The following is a 13223-nucleotide window of genomic DNA, read 5'->3' as shown; positions in this document are numbered from 1 at the left end:
CCCTCGCGGCCGGCGCCTCCCCGACAGGAGGCGCCGGCCGTTCTCCACGAAAGGCATCACGTGACGACAGCCACGACGGCTGCGGCGACGGCGCCCACCCGGCGACCGCGCGGCTCCGGGGGCGGACTCGGGCGCTACCTGCTCGTCCGCTTCCTGCTCATCATCCCCACCGTCTTCATCCTCGTGACGCTGGTGTTCCTCCTCATGCGCTCCACGGGCGACCCGATCACGGCGGCCCTCGGCGGCCGCCTGACCGCGGACCAGCTCGCCGAGCGCGTAGCCGCCGCCGGCTACGACCGGCCGCTGATCGTGCAGTACCTCGAGTACCTCGGCAAGCTGCTGACCGGCGACTTCGGCACCACCCTGAGCGACAACCGCCCCGTCACCGAGGTGCTCCTCACCTACGGCGCTGCGACGGTCGAGCTCGCCTTCTACGCCCTGATCGTGGCGTTCCTGGTCGGCATCCCGCTCGGGATGCTCGCCGCCTACCACCGCGACCGCACCCCCGACGCGGTGCTGCGCATCTTCGCGATCCTCTGCTACGCGACCCCGGTGTTCTTCGCGGGCCTGCTGCTGAAGCTGGTGTTCTCCGTCTGGCTGAAGTGGTTCCCCGTCGCCGGGCGCGCCTCGACGAGCACCGAGCTCTCGCTCCAGTTCCTCGAGAACAAGACCGGCATCTATCTGATCGACGCGATCCAGACCGGCGACCCGGCCGCGATCTCGGACGTGCTCTCTCACGCGGTGCTCCCCGCCGTCGCGCTGGGACTGCTCACCGCGGGCATCTTCCTGCGCCTGGTGCGCACCAACGTGATCGGCACGCTCGGCACCGATTACGTGGACGCGGCGCGCTCGCGCGGCGTCAGCGAGTTCCGGCTCGTCCGCACCCACGCCTACCGGCCGGCGCTCATCCCGATCATCACCGTGATCGGCCTGCAGATCGCCCTGCTGCTCGGCGGCGCCGTCCTCACCGAGACCACCTTCGAGTGGAAGGGCCTCGGCTTCCAGCTCGCCGAGTACCTCCAGGCCCGCGACTTCGTGGCCGTGCAGGGCATCGTCGCCCTGCTCGCCGTCATCGTGGCGCTGACCAACTTCATCGTCGACGTCATCGCGGCGCTCATCGACCCGCGAGTGAGGTACTGAGCATGAGCACCACCTCCCCGGCGCGTCCGCGCCGCCGTCTCGTCGACCGTCTGCCGGTCGTCCACCAGCTCCGGCAGAGCGTCGGCCTCCAGCGGGGGATGCTCGTCACCGGCCTGATCATCACCGGCGCGTTCCTGCTGGTGGCCCTGTTCGCGCCCCTCATCGCGCCCTACGGATACTCGCAGCTGCGCTCGGGCGGCGAGTCGTTCGGCGCGCAGGAGCCGCCGAGCGCGGAGCATCTGCTCGGCACCACCGTGGGCGGCTACGACGTCCTCTCGCGAGTGATCTGGGGAGCGCAGACCGCGTTCCTCGTGATCGTCGTCGCCGTGGTCCTGTCGATCTTCCTCGGCGTCTTCCTCGGCCTCGTCTCCGGCTACCTCGGCGGCTGGCTCGACCGCGTGCTCGTCGTGATCTGCGACGCGATCTACGCGTTCCCGACCCTGCTGCTGGCGATCGTGATGTCGATCGTCATCTCCGGCGGGCAGTCGAACCTCTGGGCCGGCATCTTCGCCGCGGCGGTCTCGATCACCGTGGTCTACATCCCGCAGTACTTCCGCGTGATCCGGGCCGAGACAGTGCGGATCAAGGGCGACGCCTTCGTCGAGTCGGCGAAGGTCATCGGAGCGTCGACGCCGCGGATCATGTTCCGCCACGTCCTGCGGAACGCGACGCGCACGCTGCCGCTGATCTTCACGCTGAACTCCTCCGAGGCGATCCTGACCCTCGCGGGCCTGGGCTTCCTCGGCTTCGGCATCGAGCCGACGTCGGCCGCGGAGTGGGGCTACGACCTCAACAAGGCGCTGTCGGACGTCACGAGCGGCATCTGGTGGACCTCGGTCTTCCCGGGCCTGGCGATCGTGCTCGTGGTGCTGGGCATCACCCTCGTGGGCGAGAGCCTGAACGACCTCGCCGACCCGCGCCTGCGCGGTCGGCGCGCGGTGGCCGCCGGTGCCGGCGACGTCGCCGCGACGTCCGTCGTGCCGGGCGGCGTCCTCGCCGCCGACGGCCTGGAGACGCCGGGGCACGACCCCGTCGCCGGAGTGGAGGAGACGCGATGAGCGACCAGCGCATCGTCCGGGACGCCTCAGCGCGTCCGATCGTGGACATCACCGACCTCGAGGTCGCCTTCGCGAGCGACCGCGGCGTCGTCCGCGCCGTCGCCGGGGTGAGCCTGCGCGTCGAGCGCGGCGAGGTCCTGGCGATCGTCGGCGAGTCCGGCAGCGGCAAGACCGTGACCGCGAAGACCATCCTCGGCCTCCTGCCCGAGACGGCCACCGCCTCCGGAGTGGTCCTGCTCTCGAAGAAGGACGGCAGCGCGGCGACCGACGTCGTCTCCGTGCCCAAGGCCCGCCTCCGGGAGCTGCGCGGCACCGACGTCGCCATGGTCTTCCAGGAGCCGGGCACCGCCCTCAACCCGGTCTTCACGGTGGGCTGGCAGATCGCGGAGGGACTGCGCGCCCACGGCTCCGTCTCGAAGAAGGAGGCGCGCAGGCGCGCGATCGACGTCCTGCGCACCGTCGGCATCCCGGAGCCGGAGAAGCGGGTCGACTACTACCCGCACCAGTTCTCGGGCGGCCAGAAGCAGCGCGTCGTCATCGCGATGGCGCTGGTCCTGGATCCCGGTCTGATCGTCGCGGACGAGCCGACCACCGCGCTCGACGTGACCGTGCAGGCCGAGATCCTCGACCTGCTCCGCCGGTGCCGCGACGAGTTCGGCACCTCGATCGTGCTGATCACCCACAACATGGGCGTCGTCGCCGATCTGGCCGACCGCGTCGCCGTGATGTACCAGGGCGAGCTGGTCGAGGAGGCGACGGTCTCCGAGCTGTTCTCGGCGCCGAAGGCCGAGTACACGAGGAAACTCCTCGCCGCCGTCCCGCACGTGGGCCAGGGCGTCGAGCGCGCCCGCGTCCGCGCCGTCGAGCGCGCCGAGGCCCCCGAGGCCGAGACGCTCGTCGCCGCCGAGGGCCTGCGGATCCAGTACCCCGGCCGGCTCGGCCGTCCCGGCTTCGTCGCGGTCGACGGCGTCTCGCTGCGCATCCGAGCGGGCGAGGTGCTGGGCCTCGTCGGCGAGAGCGGCTCGGGCAAGACCACCATCGGGCGCGCCATCGCGGGCCTGACGCCGGTGACCGGCGGGTCGCTGAAGGTCCTCGGCAAGGAGATGCGCGGCATCCGCGAGCGAGCCTTCCGGCCGGTCCGCGGCGACATCGGCTTCGTGTTCCAGGACCCGGCGTCGAGCTTCAACCCGCTGCTCACCATCGCGGAGTGCGTGGCCGAGCCGCTGATCGTGCACGGGCGGGCCGGCGACGCCGCCGGGGCGCGCTCGCGCGTCGACGAGCTCCTGGAGGCGGTGCAGCTGCCGCGCTCCTACGGCGACCGCTACCCGCACGAGCTCTCCGGCGGCCAGCGCCAGCGCGCCAGCCTCGCCCGGGCCCTCGCCCTCGAGCCGAAACTGCTGATCGCCGACGAGCCCACCTCGGCGCTCGACGTGTCGGTGCAGGCCCGCGTGCTCGAGCTGTTCGCCGAGCTGCAGCGCGAGTTCGGCTTCGCCTCGCTGTTCATCAGCCACGACCTCGCCGTGGTCGACCTGCTCGCCGACCGCATCGCGGTGCTCTACCGCGGCGAGCTGGTCGAGGAGGGGACGGGGGCTGAGGTGCTCGCCGCGCCGAAGCACCCCTACACGCAGCGCCTGCTCGCCTCCCTGCCCGTGCCCGACCCGGTCGAGCAGGCCTCGAGGCGCGAGCTCCTGCGCAGCATCGTCGAGGCGGAGCGCCGGGCGTGAGCCGGACCGCCGGGGATCCGGCCCCCATCGTCGTCGACGACCTCAGCGTCGAGTACCCGCCGCGCGGCATCAGCCGCCGGTGGACGGCGCTGCGGGGAGTGAGCCTCCGCGTGGAGCCGGGGGGGGTGCTCGGCATCCTCGGCGGCAGCGGCTCGGGCAAGTCCACGCTCGCGCGCGTGCTCGGCGGCGACGGCCTGGGGCACGACGGCGGCCGCACGCGCCCGGTGATCGTCGGAGGGGACGCGACGGTCGCGGGGCACCGCCTCCGCTCGCTCCCCGCCCGCGAGCTCAAGCGCTTCACCGTCGACGTCGCGCATCTCGCGCAGGACGCCGGTGCGGCCCTCCGCCCCGAGCTGACCGTCTCGGAGCTGATCGCCGAGCCGATCTTCCTCCGCGACCGCCACTACGACCCGAAGGCCGCGGCGGTGCGGGTGGCGACGCTGCTCGACTCCGTGCACCTGCCGCTGTTCCTGCTCGACCGCTACCCCTACGAGCTCTCCAGCGGCCAGCGCCAGCGCGTGGCCGTGGCCCGCTCGCTCGTGCTCGGGCCGAAGGTGCTGATCGCCGACGAGCCGACCTCGGGCATCGACGCGACGGTGCGCGAGTCGATCGTCGACCTCCTCGCCGACCTGCGGCGCCGGGAGGGATTCGCGGCCGTCGTGGTCAGCCACGACATCGACGTGCTGAGCCGGGCGACCGACCGGATCGCCGTGCTCGTCGGCGGCGAGGTCGTCGCGTACGGGCCGCTGCTGGAGGTTCTGATCGAGGCGCGGCACCCCTACGTGCGCGAGCTCGGAGCGGCCTTCGCCGAGTACGAGCGCTTCGACGCCTCCCGAGCGCAGCGCGTCGAGGCGGCCGACCAGTGACCGTCCCGCGCGTCGCGGTGCTCCCGCGGCCGAAACCGGTGTTCGCCGAGGCGGTCGAGTCGGGCGGGGGAGTGGTCGTCGGACTCGACGGGAGTCCGGACGCGCTGCTCTGGCTGTCCTACGGCCGCACGGACGAGCTGGCCGCTGTGCTGGAGGAGCACCCGTCGATCCGCTGGGTGCAGCTGCCCTGGGCCGGCGTCGATGTCTTCGCGCCCGTGCTCGCCGCGTCTCGCGCGGACGTGGTCTGGACCAGCGCCAAGGGCGCCTACGCGGAGCCGGTGGCGGAGCACGCGCTCGCGCTGGTGCTCGCCCTCCTGCGCTCGCTGCCGGAGCGGGCGCGCGCCGTGTCGTGGGGGCCGAAGAAGGCGGTCACGCTGCACCGCGCCTCCGTGGTGATCGTCGGAGCAGGAGGGATCGCTCGCGAGCTCCTGCGGCTGCTCGCCGTCTTCGACTGCCGGGTGACGATCGTCCGCCGCGGAGACGAGCCGGTGGAGGGCGCGGCCCGCACCCTGCCGGCGTCGCGGCTCGCCGAGGCCGCGGCGGACGCCGACGTGCTGGTCCTGGCCGCCGCCGCCACCGCGGGCACGGAGCGGATGGTCGACGCGGGTCTGCTCGCGCGGCTCCCCGCCCACGCCGTGCTCGTCAACGTCGCCCGGGGGAGCCTCGTCGACACGGACGCGCTCGTCGCGGCCCTCGCCGAAGGCCGTCTCGCGGGCGCCGCGCTCGACGTGACGGACCCCGAGCCGCTGCCGGACGGGCATCCGCTCTGGAGCGAGCCCCGGTGCCTGATCACGCCCCACAGCGCGGACACCCCCGAGATCACCGCGCCGCTCCTGGCCGAGCGCGTGCGCGCCAACGTGGCCGCCTGTGCCGCCGGCGGGCTGTTCGTCGGCCGCGTCGACCCGGGCTCTGGCTACTGAGTGCGCGCCCGATTTTGCGTTCGCGGAGAGTTTGCTAAAGTAGTACCGCGCTGATCGCCTCCGGGTGGTCGGATGATCCTCGATAGCTCAATTGGCAGAGCAATCGGCTGTTAACCGGTAGGTTCTTGGTTCGAGTCCAAGTCGGGGAGCGAAGGGTCCGGGACTCCACTCTCGGGCCCTTTTTTCGTGCCCGCGAGCGGTCGCCCTCGAGGGCCCACCCGCTCGGACCGACGATCGGAGGCGCGATGCGCGAGGACGTGCTCGCTCTCCTGCGCCGCCGCCCCGACGTCGAGGCGCCGGATCTCGTCGCCGTCGACGCCAGCGACCGCCTGCTGCTCGACCTCGCCGCCGATCGCGGCCGCCTCGCCGTGATCGGGGACGCCTACGGGGCGCTGAGCCTCGGCCTCGCCGCCGACGGTCGTGCCGTGCGCGTCGTGCAGGACTCGATCACCGCCGAGCGCGCTCTCGCGCAGAACCTCGAGACGGTGCGGGGGTCGGGCGTCGATCTCGCGCCGATCGAGATCGTCGACTCCGTCGCGGAGGCCGTCCGCGACGCCGACGCGGTGCTCCTGCGCCTGCCGCGCTCACTCGACGCCCTGGCCGCCGTCGCGGCCGGGACTGCACTCGCGAACCCGGCGGCGACCCTGATCGGCGCCGGCCGCATCAAGCACATGACCCGCACGATGAACGACGTGCTCGCCGTGCGCTACGAGCGGATCGACGTCTCCCTCGCGCGTCAGAAGTCGCGCGCCCTGCTCGCGAGCGGCGCGCTCCCCGACCAGCCGCCCGCGCCCGGGCCCGAGCGGCGCCGTCTGGACGAGCTCGACCTCGAGGTCGTCGCGCTGCCGGGAGCCTTCGCCGGGGCGCGACTGGACCTCGGCACCCGCGCCCTCCTCGCCGCCCTCGATGTCGACTCCCTTCCCGCGGGCACCGCACTCGACCTCGGCTGCGGAACCGGCGTCCTCGCCGCCGTGGTGGCCCGGGCCCGCCCCGACCTCGCCGTGACCGCGACGGACACCTCGCGTGCCGCGGTCGAGTCCGCCCGGGCGACCGCGGCGGCCAATGGGCTGGCCGTCACTGTCCTCCGCGACGACAACGCCTCGACGCTGGAGGCGTCCTCCGTCGACGTCGTGCTCTGCAATCCGCCGTTCCACTCCGACGGAGCCGTCACCGACCTCGTCGCCCGGCGCATGCTGCGCGCGGCCGGCCGCGTGCTGCGCCCCGGAGGCGTGCTGTGGACGGTCTTCAACTCCCACCTCGCGCATCCGGCCGAGCTGCGCCGCGCGGTCGGGCCGACCTCGGTGGTGGCGCGCGACCGCCGCTTCACCGTCACCCGCTCCGTGCGCTCCGACGGCTGAGTCCCGCTCCGCAACCCCCTCCGCGGCCTCAGGTCCGCTGTCCGCGGCGCGGGTACGATCTCTCTCCGGCGCTCCTGTGCCGAACCCGTCCCGTCACCCCGGAGGCCGTCGTGCTCGAAGTCGTCCTCGTCCTCGCCCTGATCGCCCTGGTCGCGGTCGTCGTGCTGTGGCGCCGCGCCGTCGGCGCCGAGCGCCGTGCCGCCGAGAGCCGTGCGGAGGAGGCGGCGCGCGTCGTCCGCCTCGAGCTGGCGGTCGGCGAGCAGGAGGCGAGGCTCCGCATCGTCGGCGAGCTCGAGCAGCTCGCGGTCCGCAGCGCCGCGCACGTCGTCGAGGAGGCCGAGAGCGTCCGGCTCACGATCGACCGCGACCCCGCCGCAGCCGCGCGGTCGGCGCAGCGTGCCGTGCGGGCGGCCGAGGCCTCGCTGGCGCAGCTGCGCCGCATCGCGACCGTCGCCTCCGTCGATCCGGGGGAGCTGCCGCGCACCGGCGGCTCCGTCCCCCTGATCGAGGGCGCCCGCGAGCGAGGCCTGAGCGTCCGCGAGGAGTCGTTCGGCGAGCCGTTCCCGCTGCAGGACGGCGCCGAGGTGGCCGTGCTCCGGGTGCTCGAGTACGCCTTCGACTCGGCGCTGGAGACCGGCGGCGCGGGGACCGAGGTCCGCATCAGCTCCCGATGGACGACCACCGGCCTCCGGGTGGAGGTCGACGACGACCGCGAGCAGCACGGCGCTGCGGAGCAGGACGCCAGCGCTCTCGAGGCGGATCTGCGCTCGCTCACCGAGCGCATCGACAGCCCCGCGCTCGCCGAGCTGCGCGAGCGGGCCGCCCTCTTCGGCGGTGACGTGACCGAGAAGCGGACGCCCGGCGTCGGCCGGAGCGTCACCGCCTCGTTCCCCGCGATCCGCCACCACAACGGCGTGCACGGGGTCGACCTGGCCTGAGTCAGTCCTCGAGGTGCTCCACGCCGGGCAGCCACGAGACGCCGGGGCCGCCCCAGCCGCGCTTGCGGGTGATCTTCGCGACCGGCTTGTGGTAGTCGTGCTCGAGGCGGTCGATGTAGAGCACGCCGTCGAGGTGGTCGAACTCGTGCTGGAACACGCGGGCGAACCAGCCGTCCGCGACGATCTCGAACGGCTCCTGCTCGAGGTCGACCGCGCGGAGGATCGCGCGCTCGGAGCGGCGGAGCGGGAAGCGCTCGCCGGGGAAGGAGAGGCACCCCTCCGACTCCGTGTCCTCGTCCGCCTCGCCGAGCGGGGTCGGCGTGACGAACAGCTCGGGGTTGATCGCGACGCCGCGGCGGGGGGTGCCGTCGTCGTCGGCGTAGTCGTAGACGAACAGTCGCAGCGGGACGCCGACCTGCGGGCCGGCGAGGCCGACTCCGGGGGCTATGTCCATCGTCTCGAACATGTCGGCGACGAGGGTGCGCAGCGCATCGTCGAACTCGGTGACGGGGGCGGCGGGGGAGTGGAGGACGGGGTCGCCGGCGATGCGGATGGGGAGGACGGCCATGGGGGACAGGGTACCGCGGGGCCGTCGACCGGGTCCGCGAGGATCATCCGCTGGGCTCAGCCCCTCACCCGTGCGTCGGAGGACTCCCGGAGGCGTTCTGGGTAGGGTCGACCCCATGCCCGCCGATCTCGCCGAACTCCTCAACGACCCGGCGAAGTTCATCGGCATCCCGATCGCTCTCGTGGGCGCGGTGTTCCTCTCCCTCGGCGCGCAGTTCCAGCACCGGGGAGTGGCGAAGGTGGAGCGGTTCTCGAAGCGCTCCGGCTCCTCCGGGCTCAGCGGCGGCCAGCTGGTCGCGCTGCTCTCGCGCCCCTCGTGGGTGATCGGCACCCTGCTCCTCGGCCTCGCGATCGTCTTCCAGCTGACGAGCCTCGGCTTCTCCCCGCTCATCGTGGTGCAGCCGCTCGGAGCGGTGGCGCTCGTGATCACCGCGGTCGTCAACGCGCGGGTCAGCCGGGTGCGCCTGAACGCGGCGTCGATCCGGGCGATCGTGCTCTGCGTCGGAGGCGTCGGCACGTTCGTCCTCGTGGCGGCGTTCAACGCGGTCGACAAGTCCATCCAGACGCCCGAGCTCATCACGATCCTCGTGATCCTCGCCGTGGTGCTCACGGTCTTCGTCATCGCCTTCCGCGTCTTCCGCCGCGGAGCGAAGGCGATCTTCTACATCGTGGGCGCCGGAGTGGTCTACGGCTTCGTCGCGACTCTCGCGAAGGTCGTGCTCAACCGCATCAAGTACGGCGAGTTCGACCCGCTGACGGTGGTCTGCATCGTGGCGCTCCTGGCCGCGACCGCGCTCGGCGGGTACTTCGTGCAGAACGCCTACTCCTCCGGCCCGCCGGACCTCGTCGTCGCGGGCCTCACCGTCATCGACCCGCTGGTCGCCGTCGCGATCGGCATCGTCGTGCTCGGGGAGGCGCAGTACGCGGCCCCGTGGGCGATCCCGCTCTTCATCGCGGCCGGTGCCGTCGCCATCTACGGCGTCTTCCTCCTCGCCAAGCACCACCCGCAGGCGCGCTGACGGCGCGGGATCCCGAGTGGTGAGGAGTCCTCTGCCTACAATGGGTCCGCGCCGAGAGCCACGAAACCGACCGACCTCCGCCGATCGCTCCCTTCTCTCCCCGAGCGGCACGACACCGATAGGACCTCCCGTGTCAGATCCCCGCGACGCGTCCCGACCGGGATCGCCCGACTCCCGACCGCTGACGGTCGTGATCGGCTGCGACACCTTCGCTCCCGACGTGAACGGAGCCGCGAAGTTCGCCGAGCGCCTCGCCGCCGGTCTCGCGCAGCGCGGCCACGAGGTCCACGTCGTCGCCCCCTCGGCCGATGGCTGGAGCGGCACCCGGGTCGAGACGCACGAGGGGCAGCGGATCATCGTGCACCGGCTCTACAGCTGGCGCTGGTACCCGCACGACTGGCTGCGCTTCGCGATGCCGTGGCGCATCCGGCAGAACAGCGCGCGCATCCTCGACGAGGTGAAGCCCGACGTCGTGCACTTCCAGTCGCACATCATCGTCGGCCGCGGCCTCGGGATCGAGGCGGCCAAGCGCGGCATCCGCATCGTCGGCACGAACCACTTCATGCCCGAGAACATGCTCGAGTTCACCCTCCTGCCGAAGGCCGTGCAGGCCAAGGCCGTGGCGATGGCGTGGCGGGCCGCGCGCCGCACCTTCGGCCGGGCGGAGGCGGTCACCACGCCGACCCGCAAGGCCGCGCAGTTCCTCGAGAAGTACACGGGCCTCCGGGGCGTCCACGCCATCTCCTGCGGCATCGACGCCGACAACTACACGCCGGACTTCGCGGCGCGCGCCGGCGACTCGATCCTCTTCGTCGGCCGCGTGACCGGCGAGAAGCACATCGACGTCCTGCTCCGCGCCGTCGCCCTGCTCGACCCGGCGCTCGACGCGAAGCTCGAGATCGTCGGCGGCGGCGACCAGATGCGCAACCTCCAGCAGCTCGCCGCGACCCTCGGCATCGCCGACCGCGTCCGCTTCACCGGCTACGTCTCGGACGCCGAGCTCAAGGAGGCGTACACCCGCGCCACCGTGTTCGCCATGCCGTCCATCGCCGAGCTGCAGAGCATCGCGACGATGGAGGCGATGGCCTCGGCCCTCCCCGTCGTCGCCGCCGACGCGATGGCCCTCCCGCACCTCGTGCACGACGGCGAGAACGGCTACCTCTTCGCTCCGGGCAGCGCCGAGGCCCTCGCCGAGCGCCTCACCGCCGTGCTCACGGCCGATCAGGAGGACTTCGAGGCGATGAAGCGCGCCTCCCTCCGCATCGTCGCCGCGCACGACATCAACCGCACGATCAGCACCTTCGAGAGCCTGTATCGTGGGGAGCCGGTGGCCGATCCGGCCTCCGACGCTGCGTCCGCACCCGCCGCCACCTGACGGCCGCTCGGACGGCCGCCGCGGGGCGTTAGCTCAGCCGGTCAGAGCAGCGGACTCATAATCCGTCGGTCACGGGTTCAAGTCCCGTACGCCCTACTCCGCTCCACCCGCGGTCGTTCCTCCTCTCCAGCGCCGGGTCGGGCGTCCACCTGATGCCGGTCTCGTCGGAGCGGGCGGTCCGCTCCTGTCGGACCGGCGTGCCGTGCCTCAGGACGCCGCCGACGCGGTCCTCGCCGGCACGCCGACCGCGGACGAGTCGGAGGCGACGTCGCGGACGACGACGGCGCCGGCTCCGATCCGCACACGGTCGCCGACGGTCACGTCCCCGACGATCGTCGCGCGGGCGCCGATGTAGACGTCGTCGCCGATGACGGGCGTCCGACCCTTCGACTCGCCGATGGTGACGCCGTGGTAGATGAACGCGTTCCTCCCGATGACCGTGCGCGGGTGCAGGATCACGCCGCGGCCCCAGTGGGGGAGCCGCAGGCCGGGCCCGACCTGAGCGGTCGGCGGCAGCTCGGCTCCGACGATCATGCGGGTCCAGACGAGATCGACGAGGCGGTAGACGAGGTGGAGGGGGAGCCGGGTCCTCCGAGAGCTCGAGTACTGCCCGAGCCGGAGGACGAGGACGGTGAGCCGGTCGGAGGCGTGGCCCTTGGCGGCCAGGTCCGCTCGGACGACGGCTCGGAGGTCAGCGAGATCCATGCTCCCAGTCTGAGTGGGAGCCTCGAGGGTGAGGCCGGGCCGTCGGAGATCGTCCGGGGCGTGGCGAGCATCCGCGAGCGGACGACACGGTGGCGCGATGCGCTAGCACGTCCCGACGCGCCGCGCCCGTACTGGCCGCTCTCCGCTCGACGTGATTGCCTGATCCCGTGCCTGATCTTCCGATGTTCCCGCTCGGCTCCGTGCTCCTGCCGCACATGCCGCTCCCGCTCCGGCTGTTCGAGCCGCGGTACCTGCGGATGCTCGGCGACGTCCTCGAGGACGAGACCCTCGCGTTCGGCGTCGTGCTCATCGAGCGCGGCCAGGAGGTGGGCGGCGGCGACCAGCGGTTCGCGGTCGGCGCCCGCGCGCGCATCCTGAACATCGACGGGGCGGAGTCGTTCGTCACGCTCGACTCCGTGGGCGAGGAGCGCTTCGAGGTCGTCCGCTGGTACGAGGACGACCCGTACCCGCGCGCAGAGGTCCGCCTGCTGCCCGATCTGGAGTGGGACGAGAAGCACGCCCCCGCGCTGGCTGCGGCGGAGTCGGCGGTCCGCACGGCACTGGCGGTCGCGAGCGAGTTCGTCGAGCAGCGCTACGGCGCGGTCGTCGAGCTCGCCGAGGATCCGGCCGCGCACGCCTGGCAGCTCGCCGGCGTCGCACCGGTCACCGAGCTCGACCGCCTCGCGTTCCTCCGCAGCTCCACCATGGAGGAGCTGCTGGAGTCGGTCCGGGAGCGCTCCGCCGAGGCGACCGAGTCGTTCCGCGCCGGCTGGGCCTGAGCCCCGTCCCGGCCTCCCACGACGAGCCCGTCAGTCCTCGAGGCTGACGCCGCGCTCCTCCGCCAGCTTGACCAGGTCGTCGACGACCACGAGCGCCATCCGCACCGAGCGGTCGCGGCGGTACTCCTCGTCGTCCGGGTCGATCCGCGAGGTGCGGTCGAGGGTCTCCTCGATCGACTGCGCGAGCTCGCGCCACGCGTCCTGACGGGCGTCGTCGACGAGCGTCGCGAGGTACTCCTCGTCCTGCGCCCGCCTGTGGAGGGAGTCGGCGACCAGGAGCGAGAGCCGCTCGCGGTGGTCGAGGTTGTCGACGTCGGCCGAGCGGTAGTCGTGCACGTGGTCGGAGCGGCCGCCCACCGAGGTCACGTCGGCGGCGATGCCGCGCAGGCGCTCAGCGGCCGCCTCGGACTCGCGCGCCAGCTTCTCGAGCTCCTCCGCGGCGACGACGGAGTAGCGGCCCGAGTCGAAGGGGACGTCGGCGCCGAGGCCGTCCATCAGCACCCGGTTCTTCACGGCCATCCGGCTCGCGTACTGCGCGAGCATCAGGCCCTCCTCGGCGGCCTCCTCGACGGAGGCGGGCTCGCGCGACGGGTTCTCATCGGGGTCGTACGGCTCCATCTTGAACCTGCGTCGACGCCGGAACCACACGTGCGTCACCTACATCCCGGAGCAGGCGCCCCGCCCGCCGGAGCACCTCTTCGAGAGTACCCGGCGGGCGGGCGCCGTGGTCGGGACTCGCGCCGGTCCGCCGGCTCGTGGAGGAGGCCGACGGCG

General features: G+C 72.9%; 13 protein-coding genes and 2 tRNA genes. 12 read left to right on the top strand and 3 right to left on the bottom strand.

Annotated elements, in window-relative coordinates:
- Window positions 1–60 precede the first annotated feature (60 nt).
- From GSU40_RS09535 to GSU40_RS09500, 8 genes are all read left to right on the top strand, one after another.
- Complete coding sequence (locus GSU40_RS09535; RefSeq protein ID WP_104223444.1) at window positions 61–1140, top strand: ABC transporter permease; 1080 nt, start codon at window positions 61–63, stop codon at window positions 1138–1140.
- A gap of 2 nt (window positions 1141–1142) precedes the next feature.
- Window positions 1143–2198 carry an ABC transporter permease gene (locus GSU40_RS09530; RefSeq protein ID WP_104226685.1) on the top strand — a complete coding sequence of 352 codons (1056 nt, stop codon included), beginning with the start codon at window positions 1143–1145 and terminating at the stop codon, window positions 2196–2198.
- Window positions 2195–3922 carry an ABC transporter ATP-binding protein gene (locus GSU40_RS09525; protein ID WP_160034739.1) on the top strand — a complete coding sequence of 576 codons (1728 nt, stop codon included), beginning with the start codon at window positions 2195–2197 and terminating at the stop codon, window positions 3920–3922. Before GSU40_RS09530 ends, GSU40_RS09525 begins: the two co-directional genes overlap by 4 nt.
- Complete coding sequence (locus tag GSU40_RS09520) at window positions 3919–4788, top strand: ATP-binding cassette domain-containing protein (protein ID WP_160034736.1); 870 nt, start codon at window positions 3919–3921, stop codon at window positions 4786–4788. The genes GSU40_RS09525 and GSU40_RS09520 overlap by 4 nt, the downstream gene beginning before the upstream one ends.
- Complete coding sequence (locus GSU40_RS09515) at window positions 4785–5708, top strand: NAD(P)-dependent oxidoreductase (RefSeq protein ID WP_244229438.1); 924 nt, start codon at window positions 4785–4787, stop codon at window positions 5706–5708. Before GSU40_RS09520 ends, GSU40_RS09515 begins: the two co-directional genes overlap by 4 nt.
- Window positions 5709–5784: 76 nt before the next feature.
- Window positions 5785–5857, top strand: a tRNA-Asn gene (locus GSU40_RS09510).
- A 96-nt stretch (window positions 5858–5953) separates the two neighbouring features.
- Window positions 5954–7066, top strand: a complete 1113-nt coding sequence (locus GSU40_RS09505) for a class I SAM-dependent methyltransferase (RefSeq protein WP_160034733.1) — start codon at window positions 5954–5956, stop codon at window positions 7064–7066.
- A 110-nt stretch (window positions 7067–7176) separates the two neighbouring features.
- The gene (locus GSU40_RS09500; RefSeq protein WP_104223449.1) at window positions 7177–8004 is read left to right on the top strand and encodes a hypothetical protein; all 828 of its coding nucleotides are present in this window, start codon (window positions 7177–7179) and stop codon (window positions 8002–8004) included.
- Window position 8005: 1 nt separating this feature from the next.
- Here GSU40_RS09500 and def read toward each other — a convergent pair whose 3' ends face one another.
- The gene (gene def, locus GSU40_RS09495) at window positions 8006–8572 is read right to left on the bottom strand and encodes a peptide deformylase (RefSeq protein WP_104234187.1); all 567 of its coding nucleotides are present in this window, start codon (window positions 8570–8572) and stop codon (window positions 8006–8008) included.
- Between the two features lie 115 nt (window positions 8573–8687).
- Between def and GSU40_RS09490 the strand changes: the two genes are divergently transcribed.
- The 3 genes from GSU40_RS09490 to GSU40_RS09480 all read left to right on the top strand — a co-directional run bounded on the left by GSU40_RS09490 (window position 8688) and on the right by GSU40_RS09480 (window position 11061).
- The gene (locus tag GSU40_RS09490) at window positions 8688–9590 is read left to right on the top strand and encodes a DMT family transporter (protein WP_104223451.1); all 903 of its coding nucleotides are present in this window, start codon (window positions 8688–8690) and stop codon (window positions 9588–9590) included.
- Between the two features lie 130 nt (window positions 9591–9720).
- On the top strand, window positions 9721–10965 hold the full coding sequence (locus GSU40_RS09485; RefSeq protein WP_244229437.1) for a glycosyltransferase: 1245 nt from the start codon (window positions 9721–9723) through the stop codon (window positions 10963–10965).
- A gap of 22 nt (window positions 10966–10987) precedes the next feature.
- Window positions 10988–11061: transfer RNA gene (locus tag GSU40_RS09480), tRNA-Ile, on the top strand.
- A gap of 111 nt (window positions 11062–11172) precedes the next feature.
- On the opposite strand, the gene GSU40_RS16935 is transcribed toward GSU40_RS09480, so the two are convergent.
- Entirely contained in the window at window positions 11173–11670 is a 498-nt protein-coding gene (locus GSU40_RS16935; protein WP_104238209.1) for a serine acetyltransferase, read from the bottom strand.
- Window positions 11671–11837: 167 nt separating this feature from the next.
- Between GSU40_RS16935 and GSU40_RS09470 the strand changes: the two genes are divergently transcribed.
- Window positions 11838–12449, top strand: coding sequence for an LON peptidase substrate-binding domain-containing protein (locus GSU40_RS09470; protein WP_244229436.1), 612 nt, complete (start codon window positions 11838–11840; stop codon window positions 12447–12449).
- A 30-nt stretch (window positions 12450–12479) separates the two neighbouring features.
- Here the strand turns inward: GSU40_RS09470 and GSU40_RS09465 are convergent, their stop codons facing one another.
- A complete protein-coding gene (locus GSU40_RS09465; protein WP_104223455.1) occupies window positions 12480–13067 on the bottom strand; it encodes a hypothetical protein in 588 nt (195 codons plus the stop codon).
- Between the last annotated feature and the right edge of the window lie 156 nt (window positions 13068–13223).

The sequence above is a fragment of the Rathayibacter sp. VKM Ac-2805 genome, from assembly GCF_009834265.1.
Taxonomy (GTDB): domain Bacteria; phylum Actinomycetota; class Actinomycetes; order Actinomycetales; family Microbacteriaceae; genus Rathayibacter.
This window is presented reverse-complemented; position numbering and strand designations above follow the sequence as displayed.